This window comes from Streptomyces sp. 8N114 (genome assembly GCF_052245835.1).
Classification (GTDB): domain Bacteria; phylum Actinomycetota; class Actinomycetes; order Streptomycetales; family Streptomycetaceae; genus Streptomyces.
This window is the reverse complement of sequence record NZ_JBQQBT010000013.1, coordinates 57,160-77,891: the sequence shown is the minus strand read 5'-3', so window position 1 is coordinate 77,891 and position 20,732 is coordinate 57,160. Positions and strand designations below refer to the sequence as shown.

General features: G+C 71.2%; 19 protein-coding genes. 11 read left to right on the top strand and 8 right to left on the bottom strand.

The features are described 5' to 3' along the window. Positions 1-62: 62 nt before the first annotated feature. Positions 63-380 (bottom strand): VOC family protein, encoded by a 318-nt coding sequence (locus ACTWQF_RS24275; RefSeq protein ID WP_443281761.1) that lies wholly within the window; start codon positions 378-380, stop codon positions 63-65. A 207-nt stretch (positions 381-587) separates the two neighbouring features. Here ACTWQF_RS24275 and ACTWQF_RS24270 point away from each other — a divergent pair, with 207 nt between their 5' ends. After that, positions 588-1,823, top strand: a complete 1,236-nt coding sequence (locus ACTWQF_RS24270) for an epoxide hydrolase family protein (RefSeq protein ID WP_443281760.1) — start codon at positions 588-590, stop codon at positions 1,821-1,823. Between the two features lie 19 nt (positions 1,824-1,842). On the opposite strand, the gene ACTWQF_RS24265 is transcribed toward ACTWQF_RS24270, so the two are convergent. Further along, the gene (locus ACTWQF_RS24265) at positions 1,843-2,997 is read right to left on the bottom strand and encodes an MGDG synthase family glycosyltransferase (RefSeq protein ID WP_443281852.1); all 1,155 of its coding nucleotides are present in this window, start codon (positions 2,995-2,997) and stop codon (positions 1,843-1,845) included. 532 nt (positions 2,998-3,529) lie between these two features. Between ACTWQF_RS24265 and ACTWQF_RS24260 the strand changes: the two genes are divergently transcribed. The 3 genes from ACTWQF_RS24260 to ACTWQF_RS24250 are packed head-to-tail and all read left to right on the top strand — an operon-like array spanning position 3,530 to position 5,978. Beyond that, positions 3,530-4,348, top strand: coding sequence for an SDR family NAD(P)-dependent oxidoreductase (locus ACTWQF_RS24260; protein ID WP_443281759.1), 819 nt, complete (start codon positions 3,530-3,532; stop codon positions 4,346-4,348). An 8-nt stretch (positions 4,349-4,356) separates the two neighbouring features. Next, positions 4,357-5,235 (top strand): DMT family transporter, encoded by an 879-nt coding sequence (locus tag ACTWQF_RS24255; RefSeq protein WP_443281758.1) that lies wholly within the window; start codon positions 4,357-4,359, stop codon positions 5,233-5,235. Further along, positions 5,232-5,978, top strand: coding sequence for a polysaccharide deacetylase family protein (locus ACTWQF_RS24250; RefSeq protein ID WP_443281757.1), 747 nt, complete (start codon positions 5,232-5,234; stop codon positions 5,976-5,978). The genes ACTWQF_RS24255 and ACTWQF_RS24250 overlap by 4 nt, the downstream gene beginning before the upstream one ends. A gap of 148 nt (positions 5,979-6,126) precedes the next feature. Here ACTWQF_RS24250 and ACTWQF_RS24245 read toward each other — a convergent pair whose 3' ends face one another. After that, on the bottom strand, positions 6,127-7,605 hold the full coding sequence (locus tag ACTWQF_RS24245) for an FGGY-family carbohydrate kinase (protein ID WP_443281756.1): 1,479 nt from the start codon (positions 7,603-7,605) through the stop codon (positions 6,127-6,129). A gap of 230 nt (positions 7,606-7,835) precedes the next feature. Between ACTWQF_RS24245 and ACTWQF_RS24240 the strand changes: the two genes are divergently transcribed. From ACTWQF_RS24240 to ACTWQF_RS24225, 4 genes are all read left to right on the top strand, one after another. Next, complete coding sequence (locus tag ACTWQF_RS24240) at positions 7,836-9,452, top strand: sugar ABC transporter ATP-binding protein (protein ID WP_443281755.1); 1,617 nt, start codon at positions 7,836-7,838, stop codon at positions 9,450-9,452. Then, entirely contained in the window at positions 9,452-10,495 is a 1,044-nt protein-coding gene (locus ACTWQF_RS24235) for an ABC transporter permease (RefSeq protein ID WP_443281754.1), read from the top strand. The genes ACTWQF_RS24240 and ACTWQF_RS24235 overlap by 1 nt, the downstream gene beginning before the upstream one ends. Then, the gene (locus tag ACTWQF_RS24230; RefSeq protein WP_443281752.1) at positions 10,492-11,457 is read left to right on the top strand and encodes an ABC transporter substrate-binding protein; all 966 of its coding nucleotides are present in this window, start codon (positions 10,492-10,494) and stop codon (positions 11,455-11,457) included. Before ACTWQF_RS24235 ends, ACTWQF_RS24230 begins: the two co-directional genes overlap by 4 nt. Positions 11,458-11,813: 356 nt before the next feature. Then, positions 11,814-15,134: an NACHT domain-containing protein gene (locus ACTWQF_RS24225; RefSeq protein ID WP_443281751.1), complete on the top strand. Its 3,321-nt coding sequence runs from the start codon at positions 11,814-11,816 to the stop codon at positions 15,132-15,134. Positions 15,135-15,271: 137 nt separating this feature from the next. Here the strand turns inward: ACTWQF_RS24225 and ACTWQF_RS24220 are convergent, their stop codons facing one another. Next, positions 15,272-15,979 carry a type 1 glutamine amidotransferase gene (locus tag ACTWQF_RS24220; protein WP_443281750.1) on the bottom strand — a complete coding sequence of 236 codons (708 nt, stop codon included), beginning with the start codon at positions 15,977-15,979 and terminating at the stop codon, positions 15,272-15,274. 211 nt (positions 15,980-16,190) lie between these two features. Between ACTWQF_RS24220 and ACTWQF_RS24215 the strand changes: the two genes are divergently transcribed. Further along, the gene (locus ACTWQF_RS24215) at positions 16,191-16,406 is read left to right on the top strand and encodes a DUF4236 domain-containing protein (RefSeq protein WP_443248620.1); all 216 of its coding nucleotides are present in this window, start codon (positions 16,191-16,193) and stop codon (positions 16,404-16,406) included. 212 nt (positions 16,407-16,618) lie between these two features. Here ACTWQF_RS24215 and ACTWQF_RS24210 read toward each other — a convergent pair whose 3' ends face one another. Both ACTWQF_RS24210 and ACTWQF_RS24205 read right to left on the bottom strand, forming a co-directional pair. Continuing rightward, the gene (locus ACTWQF_RS24210) at positions 16,619-16,885 is read right to left on the bottom strand and encodes a hypothetical protein (RefSeq protein WP_443281749.1); all 267 of its coding nucleotides are present in this window, start codon (positions 16,883-16,885) and stop codon (positions 16,619-16,621) included. 83 nt (positions 16,886-16,968) lie between these two features. Then, entirely contained in the window at positions 16,969-17,478 is a 510-nt protein-coding gene (locus tag ACTWQF_RS24205; RefSeq protein ID WP_443281748.1) for a MarR family winged helix-turn-helix transcriptional regulator, read from the bottom strand. Positions 17,479-17,667: 189 nt separating this feature from the next. Here ACTWQF_RS24205 and ACTWQF_RS24200 point away from each other — a divergent pair, with 189 nt between their 5' ends. Continuing rightward, positions 17,668-18,270 carry an NAD(P)H-dependent oxidoreductase gene (locus ACTWQF_RS24200; RefSeq protein ID WP_443281747.1) on the top strand — a complete coding sequence of 201 codons (603 nt, stop codon included), beginning with the start codon at positions 17,668-17,670 and terminating at the stop codon, positions 18,268-18,270. A gap of 12 nt (positions 18,271-18,282) precedes the next feature. Here ACTWQF_RS24200 and ACTWQF_RS24195 read toward each other — a convergent pair whose 3' ends face one another. Beyond that, the gene (locus ACTWQF_RS24195; RefSeq protein ID WP_443281746.1) at positions 18,283-19,014 is read right to left on the bottom strand and encodes a hypothetical protein; all 732 of its coding nucleotides are present in this window, start codon (positions 19,012-19,014) and stop codon (positions 18,283-18,285) included. A 332-nt stretch (positions 19,015-19,346) separates the two neighbouring features. On the opposite strand from ACTWQF_RS24195, the gene ACTWQF_RS24190 reads away from it, so the two are divergent. Beyond that, a complete protein-coding gene (locus ACTWQF_RS24190; RefSeq protein WP_443281745.1) occupies positions 19,347-19,793 on the top strand; it encodes a cold-shock protein in 447 nt (148 codons plus the stop codon). A 135-nt stretch (positions 19,794-19,928) separates the two neighbouring features. Here the strand turns inward: ACTWQF_RS24190 and ACTWQF_RS24185 are convergent, their stop codons facing one another. Then, the gene (locus ACTWQF_RS24185; RefSeq protein ID WP_443281744.1) at positions 19,929-20,465 is read right to left on the bottom strand and encodes a GNAT family N-acetyltransferase; all 537 of its coding nucleotides are present in this window, start codon (positions 20,463-20,465) and stop codon (positions 19,929-19,931) included. Positions 20,466-20,732: the final 267 nt, after the last annotated feature.

Genomic DNA, 20,732 nt, shown 5'->3' with positions numbered 1-20,732 from the left:
CGGCTTTGCGGGGCGGCGTCGGCCCGTCGCGAGAGGGATGCCTTACTGCGCGCTTCCGCCTCTCACCGCACGTACAGCTCGACGGCCCGCCCGTCCGGGTCGTCGACCACATGCCGCCCCGGGGTCAACGGCGGACTCATCCGCCGACCCACGACGTCGAAGCCCAGCCGCACGCTGGAGACGGGGCGCCGTTCGGTCGCCGGGTACAGCTCGAACACGGTGCCGTCGGGCAGCGTGGCGGCGTAGTGCAGAGGGCCCTGCCCATGGCGCTCTTCCACGAAGGTGAGGCCGAGGCCGCCGTAGAAGCGGCGGGACTCCTGCAAGTGCTCGGTATAGAGAACCACCAGTGCAATACGCGCCCCCGCCGTGCTGCTTGTCATGGCACCGACTGTGCCAGTTCCTCCGGGCGAACGTCGTCACCGGCACGGCAGGCGTCCATCGGCATTCCCGCGGGCCTGGCCATGGTGCCGAAGGACCACAGGTCAGGCGGTCGGCGTGGCCGGTGACGGAAGCGGTGGGCCATGGCCGCCACTGCCGCCCGCGATATAGGACCGAACCTGTCCCAACGGGGATCTACTGTCGCCGCCATGAGCACCGAACAGGAGATCGTCTCCTTCCGTATCGACATCCCGCAGGCCGACCTCGACGACCTTGCCGACCGGCTCGCGCGCACCCGCTGGCCCGACGCGCTGCCCGGCGTGGGCTGGAGCCGTGGCGTACCACCGGAGTATCTGCGGGAGCTGGCCGACTACTGGGCCACGAAGCACGACTGGCGGGAACAGGAAGCCAGGATGAACGCCCACCCGCAGTTCACCACCGTGGTCGAGGGGCAGCGGCTGCACTTCCTGCACGTACGGTCCCCGCACCCGGAGGCCACCCCGCTGCTTCTGCTGCACGGCTGGCCCGGCACGTTCGCCGACTTCCTCGACGTCATCGGCCCGCTCACCGATCCGACGGCGCACGGCGGTGTGCCGGCCGACGCCTTCCACCTGGTGATCCCCTCGCTGCCGGGCTTCGGCTTCTCCACTCCGCTGGCCGGTCCCGGTATGGGACCGGCCCGGATGGCCGGACTGCTGGTGCGGCTGATGGAACGGCTCGGCTACGAGCACTACGGCGTGCAGGGCTACGACACCGGAGCCTGGGTGGCGCCCGAGGTCGGCAAGCAGGCACCGGAACGGGTGACCGGTATCCATCTGAACGCCCTGATCGCCTTTCCGGTGGGGGCGGAGGACGAGATGGACGGCCTCTCCGAAGCGGATGAGCGGCGCTGGCAGCGGATGCAGAACTTCAACGACGGCTATTTGCAGTGCAACTCCAAGCGCCCGCAGACCGTCGCCTACGCACTCACCGACTCCCCCGCCGGTCAGCTCGCCTGGATCGTGGAGAAGTTCAAGGAGCTCACCGACCCGGCGGACGGCCTGCCCGAGGACAGCATCGACCGGGACCGCTTCCTGACCGCTGTCTCGCTGTACTGGCTGACGGCCACGGCGGGACCGGCGGCACAGGTCTACTACGAGGCGGTCTCGGCACAGGACTGGGACGCAATGGCGGAGGACTGGTCCGAGGCCGCCGGCGACCAGTACGGAGCCGACGACGGCGCAGATCCGGGTGAGGGCGGCCAGGACTGGGCGGCGGCAGCGCGTGGCACCGTACCCACCGGCGTGCTGCTCTCCGCACACGATGTGACGGTCCGCCCATGGGCGGAGCGGGACCACAACATCGTGCACTGGAGAGAGCTCGGCGCAGGCGGCCACTTCCTGGCCATGGAGGCCCCGGGCCCGCTCGTCGAGGACGTACGCGCGTTCTTCCGCGAGCTGCGCTGACGCACCGGGCCGCGCCGGCTCACCGGCCCCGCGTGTGCGCCGCGCCCGCGCGGTCGGCGAGTTCCAGCAGTTCCTCGGCGGCATCGGTACGGAATGCGGCATGGGCGGCGGCTGTCTGGCGGGCGCGGGCCGGGCCGGGGAACGCGAGTTCGTGGACCGTGCGGGCCGGTTCGCCCTTGCCGACCGCGTGCCGGGAGAGTCCGGCCTGCGCCATGGCCCGTACGCCGGCCGCGGCGTGGCCCGGCAGTGGACGGTGGCCGACGACCGGCAGGCCCGCCGCGAGGGCCTGGGCCGCGGTCTGGCCCGCCGCGTTGTCGAGCAGTACGTGGGCTTCCGCCATCAGCCCCGGCAGATCGGTCACCCAGCCGAGGGGCAGCAGCCTGGGATAGCGGGCCGCGCGGTGCCGCAGCCGGTCGTCGTTCCCGCACAGCAGGACGGGCACACAGCCGTGCGCCGCCAGCTGCCGCGCCGTCTCCAGCAGTCGGGTGCCGACACCCCAGGCGCCGGTGGACATCAGTACGGCGGGCCGCTCGGGCGACACCGGTGTGGTGTGCTGCGCCGCGGCAGCCACGTGCCGGTCCAGCAGGGCCCGCCAGTGGCCGTCCACGTCGCGGGGCCGGAAGAACCGCGCGGGCACCACCGGCCCTGTGGTGCGGGCGGGGCCCCCGGTGGTGGCCCGTACCTCCTCGGCTGCGGTCTCGGTGACGCACAGGTGGAGGTCGTTTCCGGGGTGCAGCCAGCCGCGGTGCACGGCGAAGTCGACGACGACGACCGCCGCGGGTACCTCCAGCGCGCCCCGCGCCCGCAGCCGCCCGGTCACCTGCGCGCTCAGATGGAAGGTGGGGACGACGACATCGGGGCGCCACCTGGCGACGGCCCGCAGCAGCGGGCGCTCGGCAAGGGCTGCCAGGGGTGCGCTGCTGGGGCGCGGACCCGGTCCGCCGACCGTCGCCAGGAATCCCGCGTACACGGCGCCGTACAGACGGGGCACATGCCGCACGGCGGCGCGGTACCCGGCGCGCAGCCCCTGGCCGATGTCGGCCGGCAGGAGGGTGAGGACGTCGCGCACGGTTGCCTCGTGACCGCGGGCCCGCAGCCGGTGTGCCAACTCGTGTGCGACCGCGTCGTGCCCCGCGCCCATGCTGGCACTCAGCAGCAGGAAGCGGTGCGGCATGGGGCTCCAGGGGTCGTCGGTGGGCGGACCGGCGCAGCGCCCGTCGCCGGTGGGGGGCGTGCCGGGGCGGTCCCTGGACGGCTCGGCCCAGGACGACGCCTTCGGGCTCTGCGGGCGGCTCGGCGCGGCCGTGGACCCTCGGCACATCCGTAGACCAGTGTGCTGCGAACGGCCGTCAGGCGCCTCGCAGCGACACTCAGTCGGCGCCGACGCGCCGCGCCGCACCCGGCCACCCCGTGCCCCGCCGGGGTTCCGGGCGCGGCCCCGTTCCGCGGGAGGGGAGCCGAACAGGTGGTTCGGCTGGCCCGGGCAACGGCTCCGGGCGGGTGTGCCGCGCGGTTGCCAGCATGCTGGAGCCGGGGCCCGTTGTTCCCCGGTACCCATACCCCGGCCCCGTCGCGGCCCGTACTGCTCACCGGAGGCGACTGTGATCGACAGGCTCGGCAGATCCGACCGCCGTCCGACGCACCCTCTGCTCCGAGCCCCTTCCGCGCGGCGCTCGCATCGGCGGTTTCCGGCCGGCGGGCTTCCGGTGCCCGCGCGGGCCCGGCCGCCGGAGCGCACCCGGACCGAGTCGCTGCGGGCGGGTGCCGGGCGGGACGGGCACCGCCCGGTGGCACTGGTCACCGGCGCGTCGTCGGGTATCGGCACGGCCGTCGCCGAACGGCTGGCCGCGGACGGCGACTGGCGGCTGCTGCTCAACGGCCGGGACGAGAGGCGGCTGGAGCAGGTCGCGACCCGTACCGGCGGGGTGCCGCTCCCGGCGGACCTGGCCGATCCGCGGGCGCGTGGCCGGCTGGCCGAGGAGGCGCTGCTGCACAGCGGGCGGGTGGACGCGCTGGTGGCGGGCGCCGGCATCGGCTGGGCCGGATCGTTCGCCGCGATGCCTCCCGAGGACATCGACGACGTGCTCGCCGTGAACCTGAACGCGACACTGCACCTGGTGCGGCTGCTGGTGCCCGGCATGGTGGACCAGCGCTGCGGGCGGGTGGTGCTGATCGGTTCCATGGCGGGCAGCGTGGGCGTACGGGGAGAGGCGGTGTACGCGGCGACGAAGGCCGGGCTCACCGCGTTCGCCGACAGCCTGCGCTACGAGCTGGCCCCGAGCGGTGTGCGGGTCTCGATGGTGCTGCCCGGGGTGGTCGACACCCCGTTCTTCCAGCGGCGCGGCGCCCCTTACCGCCGCGAGCGGCCCCGGCCCGTTCCCGCGGTGAAGGTGGCCGAGGCGGTGTGCCGGGCACTGCGGACAGGCCGCCCCAACGCGTACGTACCGTCCTGGATGGCCATGCCGGCGTGGCTGCACGGGACGGCCCCGGGGGTGTTCCGCAGCCTGGCCCAGCGCTTCGGGTAGGCGTACGCGTGCTGTGGACGGCGGTCTCGGTTCTGCTGGCGGTGCTCGCGGCGTTGGGGAACGCCGCCGCCTCGGTGCTCCAGCGGCGGGCTGCAGCGGTGGTACGGCCCGGTCCCTCCGGGCGGCGGCTGTCGTGGCTGCCAGGGCTGCTGCGCCGTCCGGTGTGGCTGTGGGGGGCGGCGATGCTGGTGGTGTCCGCGGTGTGCCAGGCGGGTGCTCTGGCGACGGGGCCGCTGGCCGTGGTGCAGCCGGTGATGACGACGGAGCTGTTGTTCACCCTGATGCTGGGCAGCTTGGTGTTCCGGCAGCGCCCCGGGCGGCGGGCATGGGTGGCGTTCGTGGCGATGGTGGTGGGGCTGGCGGCTCTGTTGTGGCTGGTGTGGCCGTCGGGCGGGTCCGCTTCCGTGCCCTCGGACCGGTGGATGGTGGCAGCCCCGCTGATGGCGGCACTGGTGGTGATGCTGACCGTGGTGGCGTTCCGGCTGCCGTCGGCGCCGCGGGCGACCGTGCTGGGTTCGGCGACAGCGGTGCTGTTCGGGGTGACGGCGGCGCTGATGAAGGATGCGATCTCGCGGCTGGCGGACGACGGTCCGGTGGCGCTGCTGACGGCGTGGCAGACCTACGGGGTGGCCGTGGCCGGGGTCTCCGGGTTTCTGCTGCTCCAACTGACCCTGCACGCGGGCACGCTGGTGGCATCGCAGCCCGCACTCACGCTGGGTGACGCGTTCTTGAGCGTGGTGCTGGGTGCCGCGCTGTTCGACGAGCGGCTGTCGCTGGGCTGGCGGGTGGCGCCCGAGGTGGTCGCCTTGGCCCTGATCAGCGTGGGGAGCGTGCAACTGGCCAGGTCGCCGGCGGTGGTGGGCACTTCCGAGAAGGAGATCTGGTGAACCAGCCACGTACCCTGGCCGCCTTGGCGGCAGCAGCACCGGCAGCCGTCGCCGCCGTGCACATCGTCCCGGCCGCGACCTGGCTGCCTGCCGTACGCGCTGTGCTCCGCCCGTCGCTGGACGGGCGCGGCAGCGCCGACCACATCGCCCTGACCTTCGACGACGGGCCGGACGTACGGTCCACCCCGCACTTCCTGCGGGAGCTGAACCGGTTGGGCGTGCGGGCCACCTTCTTCCTCCAGGGCGCAGCCGTGCAGCGGCACCCCGCTCTCGTACGGCGGATGGCCGCCGAGGGCCATGAGCTGGCGGTGCACTGCTGGGAGCACCAGCCCGCGTGGCTGCCCCGCCCGGTGGCCGACCGCACGGACCTGGAGCGCGCCGCGGCTGCCGTACGCGAGATCGCGGGCACCGCGCCCCGCTGGTACCGGCCGCCGTACGGGGTGCTCACCGCCACTCGCTGGTGGGCCGCGCGGCAGGCGGGGCTGCGTCCGGTGCTGTGGACCGCCTGGGGCCGCGACTGGCGGGCCGACGCCGACCCGGACAGCGTGCTCGCGGAGTTGGGCGAGCGGCTGACGGGCGGGGCGACCGTCCTGCTGCACGACAGCGACCGCAACAGCGCCCCCTGTTCCTGGCGGGCGACGCTGGCAGTCCTCCCCCGCCTGGTCGCCCGCTGCCGCGCTGCGGGCTGGACGGTGGGGCCGCTGGCCGAACACGGACTGCCGACGGAGCACGGCGGCCTCTGAGGCGTGCCCGGCACAGCGCGGCCGATGCGCTCCGTAAGGGGCGCGGGGAACTGCGCGACAAGCCATGGGGGTACCTCCCTGCTCGAAGAGCTTGGGGGAGCATCCGCAGCCCGCACGCCTCGGACAGGGGCACCTCCAGCGGAGCGGCTCAGCGGTCCTGGCGGGCCGCGAGGGCGTGGACCACGTCGGCCGAGGCCGGGTAGAGGTCGCGATAGAGGCCGTACAACTCCCCGTAGCGGGCGGTGTTTTCGGGGTCCGGCCCAACGGTTTCCCGGACGGGGTTCCAGGCGTCGATCGAGGCGTCGGTCACCGACTGCGCGGCGAGCAGCGCGCCGCCGTAGCAGGCGCCGATGGAGGTGGTGCGCAACTCCTGGGTTCTGCCGGTGACATCGGAGACGATCCGCGTCCACAGCCCGCCCTGGGTGCCGCCGCCGACGGCGACGACCCGGCGGATGTCGCCGCCCGCCTGCTCCAGCGCCTCGATGTTGTGCCGCACGGCATACGCGGTGGCCTCCAGCGCGGCGCGGTACAGGTCGCCGCGGGTGTGGGAGAGGGTCAGGCCCGCGATGACGCCGCGGGCCTGCGGGTCCATGACGGGAGTGCGCTCCCCCGCGAAGTACGGCAGCATCAGCAGGCCGTTGGCGCCGGGCCCGGCGGCTTCGGCGAGTTGGAGGAGCTCGGCGTACTCGGGGTTGCCGAACAGTTCGCGCAGCCAGCCGGTGACGGCGCCGGAGGTGGCCATGCCCCCGGCGAGGTTGCGGGTGTCGGGGAGGGCACCGACGGTGCTCCACAGCGCCGGGTCGGTGAGCAGCCCGGGCACGGTGTGGATCAGAAACATCGTCGTGCCGTACATCAGCATCAGGTCGCCGGGCTGGTGCGCGCCCACGCTCAGGGCCTCGGCCCAGGCGTCGATGGTGCCGGTGATGACGGGGATGCCCTCGGGCAGTCCGGTGCGGCGGGCGGCCTCGGCCGTAACGGTGCCGGCGACCTCTCCGGACCAGCGCAGCGGCGGGAGTTCGATGCCGGGGGCGATCCGGTCGGCCCAGGGGGCGTACCACTGGCGGGCGACGGTGTCGTAGAGCGGGGTGGTCTGGCTCGCCGAGTGGTGGTCCAGGACGTAGGCGCCGGTCAGCTTGCGGACGAGCCATGAGCTGGGCATGTACAGCCGGCGGGCGCGCGCGTACAGCTCCGGTTCCTCGTCCGCGATCCAGGCGATCTTCGCTCCGGCGGCCTGGCTGGAGAGGTCGGAGCCGCAGCGGCGGCGGATCTCCTCGATGCCCAACTCCTCGTTGAGCCGGGCGATCTGCGCGGTCGAACGGGTGTCGACGCCGTAGAGCACGGCGGGGCGCAGCGGTGTGTCGTCGGCGTCGGTGAGCAGGACACAGGGGCCCATACCGCTGACTCCGGCGGCGACGACCTCGGCGTCGACGCCGTCGGTCAGTTCGCGCGAGAGGGAGACGAATTCGTCCCACCAGACCGCGGCGTCCATCTCCACATGTCCGGGCACCGGCCGGTCGACGGTGTGCTCGCGTACGGCCGAGCGCAGCACGGTGCCGTCCAGTCCGACCAGGACGCCTTTGCTGCTGGAGGTGCCGATATCCACGCCTAGGACTGCGTTGAGGGGCATGGCCGCAGGCTTGCAGAAATCGATTTCACCGTCAATGGTCCTCTCGCTGACAGCGCCGTCTGACGCGGGTGGGCCGCATGCGACCAGCCCGGACGCGGCACGCGCGACACCCGTCAAGGATAGTCCCTGTCGCACCTGTTGACGGCCTGAGCCTGCATTTCTACGCTACCTGAAATCGATTTCTGGAGGAGTTGCCGTGCGCAGCCTCGACCCGATGGAACAGCCCTGAGATGGCCGGCGAGAACGCGGAAACAGCAGCCACCCAGGCCGGCCCGGCGCTGCTGCGCGTGGAGGGAGTCAGCAAGAGCTTCCCCGGCGTCAAGGCCCTGGACCGGATGCGGCTCGACCTGCGGCACGGCGAAGTGCTCGCACTGGTCGGGGAGAACGGCGCGGGCAAGTCGACGCTGATGAAACTGCTCTCCGGCATCCACGCCCCCGACGAAGGCCGGTTCTTCCTTGACGGCGAACCGCTGCGCCTCACCGGACCGCGGGACGCGCAGCGACGCGGCATCAGCATCATCCACCAGGAGTTCAACCTGATGTCGGACCTGACGGTCGCTCAGAACGTCTTCATCGGCCGGGAACCCCGCAAAGCCGCCGTCCTGCTCGACCACCGGGCGCTCGAGACCCGCACCCGGGAACTGCTCGACCGCCTCGAACTCCCCCTGGATCCCCGCCGTACCGTCGGCACCCTCACCGTCGCCCAGCAGCAGATGGTGGAGATCGCCAAGGCCCTCTCCCACGACCCGCGCGTCCTCATCATGGACGAGCCGACCGCCGCACTGAACGACACCGAGGTGCGGGTGCTGCACCAGCTCATCCGGCGTTTCGTACGGCCACGGACGGGCGTCATCTACATCTCGCACCGGATGGAGGAGCTCAAGTCGCTCTGCGACCGGATCACCGTCATCCGCGACGGCCGGTACGTCGAGACCCTGCGGACCGCGGACACCACCATGCCCGAGGTCATCGCCCACATGGTGGGCCGCGCGCTGGAGGAGGGCACCGGCCCCCGGAGCGTACGACAGCACCGCGAAACGGTGCTCTCGGTCTCCGGACTGAGCACCAAGGCCCTGCTCCGGGATGTCGGCTTCGAGCTCAGGAAGGGCGAGATCCTGGGCTTCGCGGGGCTGATGGGCGCGGGCCGCACCGAGCTGGCCCGGGCGCTGGTCGGCGCCGATCCGGTCACCTCCGGCACGGTGACGCTGCACGGCAGCCCCGTAAGGATCAACAACCCGGCCGACGCGGCACGGCACCGCATCGGCTATCTGTCCGAGGACCGCAAGCGGCTGGGCCTGCTGGTGGAGGACAGCGTCAGTACGAACATCGCGCTCAGCTCCCTCAAGGAACGCTTCCAGTCGTTCGGCTTCGTCCGGGATGCCGCGGTCCGGGAGCGTGCGGCGGAGGCCGTCGCCACGCTGCGGATCCGCACGCCCTCGATCGGCCGTGCGGTCAAGAACCTTTCCGGGGGCAACCAGCAGAAGGTCGTCATCGCCAAGTGGCTTGTCAAGGAGTGCGATGTGCTGATCTTCGACGAGCCGACGCGCGGCATCGATGTGGGTGCCAAGGAGGAGATCTACCGCCTTCTCGACGAACTGGCCGGGCAGGGCAAGGCAATCATCATGATCTCCTCGGACCTGCCCGAGGTGCTGCGGATGTCGCACCGCGTCCTGGTGATGGCGGAAGGCCGGATCACCGGCGAACTCACCGCCGCAGAAGCCACCCAGGAGCAGGTCATGCACTACGCAACGCTGCGTCCCGGGACGCCCTCCCCGGGGCCCACCGCACCCGATGACCCCGCTTCCCGTACCGGCAGCAGTCCCGGCATCCCCAAGGCAGGCGAGTGATGACAGCTTCGACGGCCTCAGCGCCCCAGCAGGAACAGCACCTCGTCGCTCCGGCACCCGCGGCGGGCGGCACGCTCAAAGGCCGCCTCCAGCAGCTCCTGGCGTTCGGCAGCCTGGTCGTGATCTGTGTGGTCTTCGCGATCGCCGACCCGATCTTCCTGAGTTACGGCAACATCACCTCGATCCTCTTCGCAACCGTGGTGATCGGCACACTGGCGCTCGGCGCGACGTTCGTGATCATCACCGGCGGCATCGACTTGTCCGTCGGGACCGGCATGGCGTTGTGTGCCGTCATCTCCGGTGTCCTGATCACCAACATGGGGCTGCCGATCGCCGTGGGCGTCCTCGGCACGCTGCTGTTCGGAGCACTCATCGGCTTCGTCAACGGGCTGAACGTCACCGTGCTGGGGCTGCCGCCGTTCATCGCCACGCTCGCGATGATGCTGGTGGCGGGCGGGCTGGCGCTGGTCATCTCGGGCAGTGCGCCGATCTACTTCGACTCGACCGCGTACACGGACATCTCCACCGGCAGCATCATCCCGGGCACCGACTTCCCCAACGCGGTGCTCATCATGGCCGCCGTCGCGGTGCTCGCCTCAGTGGCGCTCAGCCGCACCGTGCTCGGCCGCTACACGTACGCCATCGGCAGCAACGAGGAGGCCACCGCGCTCTCCGGTGTCGACCTACGCAAGTGGAAGATCGTCGTCTATACGCTGGCGGGCCTGTTCATCGGCCTGGCGGGCGTGCTCATCTCCGCGCGGCTGGGCTCGGCCCAGCCCGCCACCGGTATGGGATACGAGCTCCAGGCCATCGCCGCAGTCGTCATCGGCGGCACCTCGCTGAGCGGCGGCAAGGGTTCCGTCGTCGGTACGATCATCGGCGCACTGATCATCTCGGTGCTCAACAACGGCCTCCAGGTGCTGGCCGTTCCGCAGGAGTGGCAGAACGTCATCCTCGGCAGCGTGATCGTCGTCGCCGTCTACGCGGACATGGCGCGCAAGCGTGCGGCCGCCGTCTCCGGAGTCACCGAGGGAGTCCGATGACCATACGTACCCGGCGCATCGCCGCGCTCATCGTGGCGGCCCTGATGTCGACGCTCAGCGGCTGCGCGGCCTCCGACAAGCCGGGCGGCGGTGCGAAACCGTACGTGGCGATCGTCTCCAAGGGCTTCCAGCAGCAGTTCTGGCAGTCAGTCAAGCAAGGTGCCCAGCAGGAGGCCAGGGAGCGCGGCGCCGAGATCAGCTTCCAGGGCCCGGCGACGGAGAGCGATGTCGAGACCCAGGTGACGCAGGTGACCAACGCCGTGGGCAAACGCCCCGACGCGCTGGGGCTGGCGGCCCTCGACTCGCGGGCCACCGAACCCATGCTGCGGAAGGCGAAGCGGGACAACGTGCCTGTCATCGCCTTCGATTCCGGAGTGGACAGCGGGATTCCGCGTACCACCGTCGCGACGGACAACCGGGCGGCAGCCGCAGAGGCCGCGCGGCATCTGGCCAAGGCGCTCGGCGGCAAGGGAAAGGTCGCCGTCGTGGCGCACAGCCAGACCAGCGGCTCGGGCATCGACCGCCGGGACGGCTTCGTGGGCTGGATGTCGAAGCACGCACCAGGTATCAAGCTGCTGCCTGTGCAGTACGGCGGCGGCGACCAGACCAAATCGGCCGACATCACCAAGGCCGTCATCACCGCCAACCCCGACCTCAAGGGCATCTACGGCACCAACGAGGGCTCCGCCATGGGCGTCATCCAGGGCGTCAGGGAGAGCGGCCGCCAGAGCATCAAGACAGTCGGCTTCGACTCCGGCAAAGGCCAGATCGACGCCATCCAGAAGGGCGAGATGCTCGGCGCCATCACCCAGGACCCGCTCGCCATCGGCCGGAAGGTGGTGGACGCAGCACTCAAGGCCAAGCGGGGCGAGAAGCTGCCGAAGACCATCCACACCGGCTACTACTGGTACGACCGGCACAACGTGGACGACCCGAAGATCCAGTCGGTGCTGTACCGCTAGGCCGTGTCCGGGCACGCCTTGCCCGCCCCCTCCGGGGCACGTCGCGCGCTTGGGAGTACGTCCGCACGTCCGGTCGGTCGTCGCCGAGTGCGGTGTGCTCTATGGTCGAGCCCGTACCCAGGTGCGCAGAGCCGGTCCGGGTTTTCCACAGGCCCATACGGCGGGCTCGGGTGGAACCTAGAATTCTTGCGAGCGGGTTCAGTGGTTTCCCCGGGGGTAGGGCGGTGCGCGTGAAGCCAGGGGTCAGCGAAGGCGATGTGCCGGAGAGCATCGCACATCGCGTCGAGAGGCTGTGCGCCATCGGGCAGCCCACCTCTTCAAGGGCCGAGGGCGACGGGTCGACGCCGGTGTCCGCCGTGCTTGACCTCGAAGACGGTCAGGAACTCGGGCTTCTGGCAAAGGAGTTGGTCCGCTACGTCTCGCTCGCCGCGGGTGTGAGGTCGGGCGGTGAGGCGCTTGCCACCACACTCGAACGGTCGGCCGAGAACGGTGGAGAGCCCTCGGAGCGTGCTCGCCGCTGCGAGGTGAGAGTGACCCTTCTCGACGACGCCGTCGAGGCTGGGGCACCTGCGACGATCCGGTTCGAGCTCGACGCGCCGACCCACCCTCTGCATGCGGAGCCGGCCGACCAAGCGGGTTTACTCGTCGTCGCCACCCCTACGGGGAACGACACCGTAACCCCGGCCTCGTGGCTGTACACCGTGGGCAGGGAAGGGACCGGGGCTGTCGATTTCACCTTCACCCCAGCCGAGCACGGCGACCGAACGCTGCGCCTGACGGTCCACGACCGCAAGTCCGGTATCCCACTCCAGGAGGTCACCGCGGCAGTCCCGGTCGCCAGGGAGCAGCGCGACATCACCAGAGCTGTGGCAACCGCGCTACGTGGGCTCCGCGACCTCCAGCTCAGCGTCGGAGACATGCAGGAACGCCCGGCGGTCGAGGTCGCCGAGAGCTTGGCACGCTTGGCCCCGCCTTCGGAGTTCGGCCTGTCCGCCGACGAAGCCGAGACGTACCGCCTTGCCCTGAGGGCCGCGTGCCGCCAGATCGCGCTGCACCTCGTCAAGCTCGAGGGACCACCGCCCGGGGCATCGCGCATCGACTCGGCGGGCATCGTCAGTCGCCTCGCCCAGCCCTCCGTCGCCGCGCAGATCGACCTGCTGTTCGTTCCCCACGAGGCCGACGAACGCAAGCAGCCGCTCCGGCGTCTTGTCGACTTCAACGGGGAGCGAAACGCCCTGAACGCACGCGACTTGCGTTCGCTGGCCGGGGACCTGGTACGGCGAGCCGTGAGCGACCCCGGGGAACGGCCCGTCGCCCCTGAGGAAGACGCCGCCGTGACCGACGCCCTCGCCCGCACCCTGGCGGTCCTGGGAGAACTGGAGATGGGCACTGCGGAGGCCCTCCAGTCGCGGCCGGAGCGCCTCGCGCAGCTGTTGAAGTCCGCTGTGCCCGACGCCGACCGGGCGCTGACCGAGAACGGAACGCTCCTCTACGGCCTGCTCGTGGACAGCATCGCGCAGCACGTTCTGGAATCCCTCGCCCGGCGCGCCTCATTCGCAGCAGGGAATCTCGCCGAACAGGGCCAGCGCTTCGCCGATCTCCGAAACCGGCTCGACGAACTCCAGAACAGGCCCCAACGCCCGGCCCACCGTGGCGAGACCAGCAGCGCGGACACCGAGTTCGAGGAGCACTACGCGCGGGACATCGCCGGATCCCACGGCCACCTCACCCTCCACGGCATCGACCTCCACCACACCTCGGGCTCCTGGCCCCTGGACGCCGTCTACCTCAGCCTGCGGTGCGAACACCCCGACAGCGAAGGCTCTGCGCCGGTCCCGGTGGAGCAGGCTCTGGCGGGGCTGACCCGGATCTTCGTCTGCGGCGAGGCGGGTTCTGGCAAGACCACGCTCATCCAGCGGCTCGCCGTGTCCACGGCCCAGCGGGAACTACCGCCCCAGCTTTCCCATTTGCACGGGCGCATTCCCTTCGTGGTGCCGGTACGGCGCCTTCCACCCGAAGGGTTCCCGCCGCCCTCGGACCTCTCGGCCGCCATCGGACACGCGAGCGTCGGCGCACCGCCCGCCGCCTGGGTGGAGCGGGTGTTGGAGGAGGGCCGCGCGCTGCTGCTCATCGACGGCGTCGACGAGGTACCGGCGAGTGAGCGGCAGTGGCTACGGCAACGGCTGCGCGTGTGGACCGGCATGTACCCCGGAAACGTATGGCTGGTCACCGCCCGGCCGTCCGCCGTGCACGACGGCTGGCTGTCACCACTGGGCTTCAGTGAGCTGCTGCTGGTGCCCATGAGTCGCGACGAGGTGTCGAACTTCGTCCGGCGCCGGCATCACGGGGCCGGACAGGAGCCGTCCGCCGACTCGAACCGGCCGGACGCGTACGCGGAAGACCTTCTCCGCGTGCTCCACACCTCCCGCCATCTTGGTCGACTCGCCACCAATCCGCTGATGTGCGGGCTGCTCTGCGCGCTGCACCGGGAGCGCGGTGGCAGCCTTCCGGCCAGCCGCAAGGAGCTGTACGACGCCGTCCTGGCCATGCTCCTCGAACGCCGGGATTCCGAGCGGAACATCACCCGAGCCGACCCCGTTCAGCTGCCGTTGGAGCCAAAGGTCCTGCTGCTCCAGTCGCTGGCACACCGGATGCTGGTCGAGGACCTGTCGGAGATGGACAGGCACACGGCCGTGGACATCCTCGATCGGAGTCTCCCTGCCCTGCCGGAGGTCCCTGACGAGATCAGGGCCGAGCACGTGTACCGCCATCTGCTCGACCGGACCGGCGTGCTGCGCGAACCCTTCCCCGGCACCGTCGAGTTCGTCCACGACACGTTTCGGGACCATCTGGCGGCGCAGGAGATCGTGCGGCGGCACGACTTCGATCTGCTGCTCGGCAACGCACATCGCGCCGAGTGGGAGGACGTCGTACTCATGGCGGTGGCGCATGCCCGCCCCGACGAGTGCGCGCATCTGCTGACCGGATTGCTCGCCCCGCACTCAGGTCAGCGCGGTTCACAACGCCTCCGCCGCATACTCCTGGCCCTCGCCGGCCTTGAGCACGTCCGGGAGCTCGACCCCGAAATCCGCGCGCGGGTGCGGCGCTACGGCAGTGCCGTGGTTCCGCCCACCAGCACGGCTGCCGCTCGCGCCCTGGGATGGACTGGTCCTCTCGTCCTCGAGTTGCTCCCGGACCCCTCGACCGCTTCCGACGCGCAGGCGTACCTCCTCGCCGTCACCGTCACCTCCATGGGCGACGACATGGCGATCGACTATCTGGCCCTCCTGCGCGACCGCCGAAGCCACGCCATCCGCACCCAACTGGCACAGGGCTGGCACCGCTACGACACGGATCGCTACGCCCGGGAGATCATCGCCCACCTGGACGATACCGACCTGTACTTCCCCGTCTCCGACCTCGCAGAGCTGCGTGCGCTGGCCGCACTCGGCGGCCGCGCCCGAGTACAGGTCGCGGGTCCGCTCACGCCCGATGAGCTGACCGCCCACCTCCCCGCCGAACACCTGACTCACCTCTGGCTGTCCCAGAGTGTCGGAGTATCAATGGAATGGCTGCGCGCCTTTCCCCGTCTCCGTGAGTTGCGCGTGGGTGACCGTCTGCCCGGGGTGACCGGTGTCCCGGCAGGCGTCCACATCGTGCAGGAGCAACATGGCTGACGTACGGGGGAGCCGTACCGATCTCGTCGATCCGCCTGCTTCCGGTGGGCACCCCGTACCACCCGGCCATGCTCGGCCACCGTCTCGTCAACGTCGACGCCGGCCGGCAGCACCGCGGCAACCGGGCGTTTGCCTCCCTACGCCGACTGCTGCGCCAACGCCGCGAAGCGGTGGGCCAGTTGCCGCCAGACCGGGGTTGCGGTGACGGCGTCGTCCATGGCCCGGCTGAGGAGTTCCGCCCGGTCCAGGCCGTGGGCGGCCAGGCGTTGGGCATCCCAGGCGCGGATCCGCTCCGGGGCGGTCTCGGGATGGAACTGCACACCCCACGCCCGCTCCCCGACGCGGAACGCCTGGTACGGGCAGCGCTCGCTCTCGGCGAGCCAGACGGCGCCGGTCGGCAGAGCGGTAACAGCGTCCACATGCCGCTCGATCGCGGTCACCCGCCGGGGCAGACCGTGGAAGAGTGGGTCGCTCTGTGCCTCGGCTCTCAGGGTCAGCGGGGTGCTGCCGATCTCGGGCTCGCCGTGCTCGGCCGCCACCGCTCCCCCGGCAACGTGCGCCAGCAGTTGTCCGCCGAGGCAGATCCCGAAGACCGGCGTGCCGGCGTCGAGCGCCTCCGCCACCAGTGCGCGGGTGGGCGCCAGCCAGGGAGCGCGCGCATCGTCGTCCGGCATGAAGCCGCCGCCCAGCATCACCAGCGCGTCCTGCGTCAGCCGGGGCGGCAGCGGTGTGCCCTCGTATGCCCGGACGATCTGCACGGCGACCCCGGCCTCCACCAGCCAGTCGCCGAACCGGCCCGGCCCTCCCAGGGCCGTGTTCTGCACCACCAGGGCTTTCGCCGCCACCCCGCACCCGCTTTCCCGTCGCCGCCCATGTGCCCACCGTCGCTCATGGTGGCACGGTGCGTAGCGCCACCGGTCGTAACTCTTCGTAACCGACCGCCTCCGCAGCCGAGCGCCCCTGCCTTCGCGGGCCGCAAGGGCCGTGACTGGGCGGCTCCCCCGCGGGTACCCGGGGATCTCACCAGTACGACAGGAAGTGCGAGAGGGAGGAATCATGGGGCTCGCTTACCGGAAGAGCTTCCGGATTCTGCCGGGAGTACGGATGAACATCCACCGCCGTTCGGTGACCATCACCACAGGCGGCAGGCACAGCCCGCGCCGGATGCGCAGGTCGGCGGGGCGCCGTACGACATCGCTGCATCTGCCCGGCCCCTTCGGTCACCGGCGCAGCACCCGCCGCCTCGACCGGCTCCGCACGATCCGCCACTGAGGCTGCTGCGGACACCGAGGCTGCGGGCCGTGGACCGCGGGCCGGGCAGGCACGCGCTGCGGGCCCCGCGCTTCTACGGGCGGTCCTCACTTTTGCCGATGAGGGGGCGCCCCTTCCGGAGGTGTGCGGGCTGCGGGTGAGTTGTGGCTGATCGCGCAGTTCCCCGCGCCCCTTCGGGGGGCAGCCCCCATGCAGGGTGCACAAGACCCGGGTCAGCCGCCGTACATCCCGCGGAAGACCAGCACGCCGAGCACCATGCCGAGGACGAGCCCGGCTATGGACACCCCGATCGCGATCGGCGCGAGCCGCTCCCGTTTGGAGTTGGCGACGACGCCGCAGATGATCCCCGCGATTCCGAAGCCGGGCGGGCAGAAGATGAAGGCGATGGCTCCGAGCACGATGCCGACGATGCTCAGTGTGTTGGAGTCGTTTCCGGGTGGCGGGCCTGGCTGATAGGACGGTCCTGATGAGTAAGACACTGCTCCCCCTCCACAGTCGATGCCGCCACCGTAGGCAGTGGGCGCACCGCTGGGTAGGCCGAGGACCGGTCGACCTGTGCCGGTCAGGCAGGTCTCATCGTCCGCTCGGTGGGGACCGCCGACGAAGGGTAGGAGGAGGCGCCTTCCGCGGCGGAGACGAAGCCCTTCAGCCCCTTGAGCAGTGCTTCCCGTTCGCGGGACGGCATGGTGGCCAGGATCTCGAAGAGGGCCTCCTCCCGCTGCTGCCGCAGGTTCCGCAGATACGCCCTGCCCCGGCGGGTCAGCCGCAGTTCCAACTCCCGCCTGCTCGTCGGGCTCGGTGAGCGCTCCACGAATCCGATCGCCTCCAGCCGGTCGCAGAGCCTGCTGACCGACGACGGCGCGGAGCCCAGCGCCTCCCCCAGCGTGCGCAGATTCATGCCCTCGTCGCGGTCGACGCAGTACATGACGCGCAGTTGCGAGGGCGAGACCGGGGCGGTGGGGACGGCGTTCCTGCCCCGCTCCCACAGCACTTCGAGCAGTTCGATGACCTCACCTGCCCGTTGTGTGGCATCACGGGCGTTTCGACCGGGAGGCGAGGGATTCACGCCCATATCAGTACCACTCCATATCGGCGACACGGGCCGACCGGGCCCGGCGCCTCCTGCGCGCCCATCATCGACAAGCCTATCCCTGATCACCCTGTATGCCCGGTCGGGTGCATGTCATGCCCGCCACGAAAGGCGTTCACGCAGTGTCATGGAGGCGTCTCCGCCCCCGTGAGGATGCTCCACAATGGCCCCATGCGTATAGCGGCCTACCTCGCACACCCCAGTCCCGGCAGCTTCAACCACGCCCTGTTCGACGCCGTCGTCGACGAGCTGCGGCAGCGCGACTGCGAGGTACTGGCACACGACCTGTACGCCGAGGCGTTCGACCCGCTGCTGACCGCGCAGGAGACGGACACTGTGAGCGTGGCGGCCATCGCCGAGGACGCTAAGGACGCGGGGACGGCCCGGCACCGCGCGGAGGTGGCAGAGGCCGATGCCCTTGTGTTCGTCCACCCCAACTGGTGGGGGATGCCGCCCGCCGTCCTCGCCGGCTGGGTGCAGCGGGTTCTGGCTCCCGGAGTCGCCTACAAGCTGGGCGCTGCGGACGGCGAGCCGGTGGGGCTGCTGTCCGCGGACCGCGCTCTGGTCCTCAACACCTCGGACACCCCGGCACAGCGGGAGGAGCGGGAGTTCAACGACCCGCTGGACAACATCTGGCGCGCCTGCATCCTGCCGTACACAGGGGTGACGGACGTACGGCGCGCCGTTTTCCGTACGGTGGCCGATTCCACCGACACCCAGCGCGCCGAGTGGCTGCGGCAGGCGCGCGCCATGGCTTCGGCGCTGGTGGACTGACGCCGCGGCGCGTCAGTGTGCGCGCGGTGCCGTGCCGCCGGGCAGGCCCAGGCGGGGCCGGGCGGCGCGGACGGTGCGCTCCTGCTGATGGCCGCCGCCGTTGCAGGCGCGGGCGTTGAGGAGCGAGTCGAAGAGGGCGCGCGCTTCGAGGAGCGCGGCACGCATGTCCTCCGTGCCCGCACCATTCCGGGAGGTCTCCGCACTATTCCGGGAGGTCTCCGCAGCATCCCGCGAGTCCGGGGCATTCCGGGCATTCGCGGTGTTCGCTGTGCTCTGCGTGCTGACACCGTGCCGTACGTCGTGAACGCGCAGATAGCCCTGGACGCGCCGGGCGTGGTGCACCGAGAGGGCGGCGATCCGCTCCTCGAACGGTGCCTCTGCCGGGTAGCCGCGCTCCGCGGCCAACCGCGTCAGCAGCGCCTCCGCCTCACCGAGCGCCCTGGCCGGGGACTCCACGAAGTCTTCCTGGACGGCTTTCCACTGGGCGAGGTAGCGCTCGCGCGCCCCGGACCCGAGCGGCAGGACCTCAAGAGATCCGTAGCGCCGGAGCCGGGCGGCCAGCTCCCGCCGGGCGGCCTTGGCGTCGCCGTTGCGCCGGGCAAGGACCCGCTCGTACTCGGGGCCGAAGCGCCGCTCCATCTGCTGCCCGTCGAGGACCGCCGCTTGCTGCCTGAGACGGGCCGCGAGGCCGAACGCGACGGCCAGGATCAGGGCGAGGCCGACGGTGAGGAGGATAGTGAACATGTGCGCCTTCTCCCGGCTCCCGGCGCGTCGAACTCGGGAGCCGTCCTGATGGGGGGCGAGCCTCGGAAGAGAGACCCGGCACAGGCCGCGTGCCCCAACTTCGCGTCGGTAAACCCACGGAATGGCCAAGGCCGCCAACTGACCTGACAGCAGGATCTCCTGACGGTGCATCACCGTATCAGCGGCGTGACGCCCGGGGCTCAGGGGCACTCCCGGGCACTCCCGGGGCGTTCCTGGGGCCTGCCCGCCGCATCCCGCTCACGGATCCCGGTCGCTAAGATCCCGGGCAGGTGTCCGGGCAAGGGGCCCGGGGAGTGCGGTTTGGGGTGGATATGGTTGCTGGCCGAGTCGTCCGGTTCGACGGTGCACGGGGCTACGGATTCATCGCCCCGGACCACGGGGGCGAAGACGTCTTTCTGCACGCGAACGATCTGATGATGCCGGAGTCGTTCGTCCACACCGGCGTGGCGGTCGAGTTCGAGATCGAGGACGGGGACCGGGGCCTGAAAGCCTCGTCCGTCCGGCTGCTGGAGCGCCCCGATTCCCCCTCGTTCGAGTCACCGTCCGCTGCCGGGAGTCACGCTCCGCACGGGCCCGTGCCCTCCCGTGTGGAGGACGGCGAAGATCCGATGTGCGACGTACTCAGCGTCGCGGAGTACACCAGGGCGGTCACGGAGCTGCTGCTGGAAGCCGGGCCGGGGCTGACCGGGGCGCAGATCCTCGACATCCGGCGCCGTCTAGTGCAGTTCGGGAAGAGCCACGGCTGGGCCGAGGACTGACCGGCCCGTCAGGCTCGGCGACAGGACACTGCCGTGCCCGTACGGAATGTCCCGTTCGGGCACGGCAGCACCGCTATGACTGCAGCGCCGTCGCCACGGCAGCGTTGCCGGACGACGGGGCCGGGGCCGGAGCCGTCAGATCCCGAACGCGGGCGGGTACTGGATCACACCGGACGGCACCGGATCGGTGTGCTCGCCCAGGGTGAGGGCCATCATCGCTTCGTCCGGCACCTCGATCGGGGCGCGGATGCCGAACCGGGAGGCCGGCACGAACCCGAATCGCGGGTAGTACTCCGGATGTCCGAGGACGAGCACCAGGTGCTCGCCCCGGTCCCGGGCGGCGGCCAGTGCCGCACGGATCGCCGCCGAACCGGCTCCCGTCCGCTGGAACGCGGGCAGCACCGCGCACGGGGCAAGGGTGAGCGCCGGGTGTCCTTCGACATGGCAGCGGGTGAGCAGGGCGTACCCGACGGGCGTGCCGTCGGGGGTCTCGGCGAGCAGGGAGAGACCGTCGATCCACGCCGCGGGATCGGCGCGCAGCGCCTCGACGATCCCGGCCTCTTGCGGGGTCGGGAACGCCGCGAGGGTGATCCGGCGGATCGCTGCGGCGTCGTCGGCGGAGCCGGGCACCTCGGCGCGGGTGGTGAAGACAGTTGTGGATGATCGGGACAACGGGAACACCTTTGTGTGAGGGGTCCCGGTGCTGCTCAGGAGCGTGGTGTGCGCCTCCGGAGTGGCGGAGCAGGCGTGTCCTTGGGCTCAGCTCAGCTCAGGACCGGGACCCGGGAGATGAGAACTGTCCGGGCACCGCGTGTCGCGGCGGTCTCCACGGCAATCATCAACTCATCTCCCCAATCGCTGTTCGCTCAGGTCAGCGACCCCGCCGACCCCGTCGCGCGGAGGCTAGCACGCCCTTGGAACGGCGCCCATCCGTTTTCG

Bases quoted from the DNA above. Each gene is read 5' to 3' on its own strand.
- ACTWQF_RS24275 (WP_443281761.1), bottom strand. From the start codon at position 380: ATGACAAGCAGCACGGCGGGGGCGCGTATTGCACTGGTGGTTCTCTAT.
- ACTWQF_RS24270 (WP_443281760.1), top strand. From the start codon at position 588: ATGAGCACCGAACAGGAGATCGTCTCCTTCCGTATCGACATCCCGCAG.
- ACTWQF_RS24265 (WP_443281852.1), bottom strand. From the start codon at position 2,997: ATGCCGCACCGCTTCCTGCTGCTGAGTGCCAGCATGGGCGCGGGGCAC.
- ACTWQF_RS24245 (WP_443281756.1), bottom strand. From the start codon at position 7,605: ATGCCCCTCAACGCAGTCCTAGGCGTGGATATCGGCACCTCCAGCAGC.
- ACTWQF_RS24240 (WP_443281755.1), top strand. From the start codon at position 7,836: ATGGCCGGCGAGAACGCGGAAACAGCAGCCACCCAGGCCGGCCCGGCG.
- ACTWQF_RS24235 (WP_443281754.1), top strand. From the start codon at position 9,452: ATGACAGCTTCGACGGCCTCAGCGCCCCAGCAGGAACAGCACCTCGTC.
- ACTWQF_RS24230 (WP_443281752.1), top strand. From the start codon at position 10,492: ATGACCATACGTACCCGGCGCATCGCCGCGCTCATCGTGGCGGCCCTG.
- ACTWQF_RS24215 (WP_443248620.1), top strand. From the start codon at position 16,191: ATGGGGCTCGCTTACCGGAAGAGCTTCCGGATTCTGCCGGGAGTACGG.
- ACTWQF_RS24205 (WP_443281748.1), bottom strand. From the start codon at position 17,478: ATGGGCGTGAATCCCTCGCCTCCCGGTCGAAACGCCCGTGATGCCACA.
- ACTWQF_RS24200 (WP_443281747.1), top strand. From the start codon at position 17,668: ATGCGTATAGCGGCCTACCTCGCACACCCCAGTCCCGGCAGCTTCAAC.
- ACTWQF_RS24195 (WP_443281746.1), bottom strand. From the start codon at position 19,014: ATGTTCACTATCCTCCTCACCGTCGGCCTCGCCCTGATCCTGGCCGTC.
- ACTWQF_RS24190 (WP_443281745.1), top strand. From the start codon at position 19,347: ATGGTTGCTGGCCGAGTCGTCCGGTTCGACGGTGCACGGGGCTACGGA.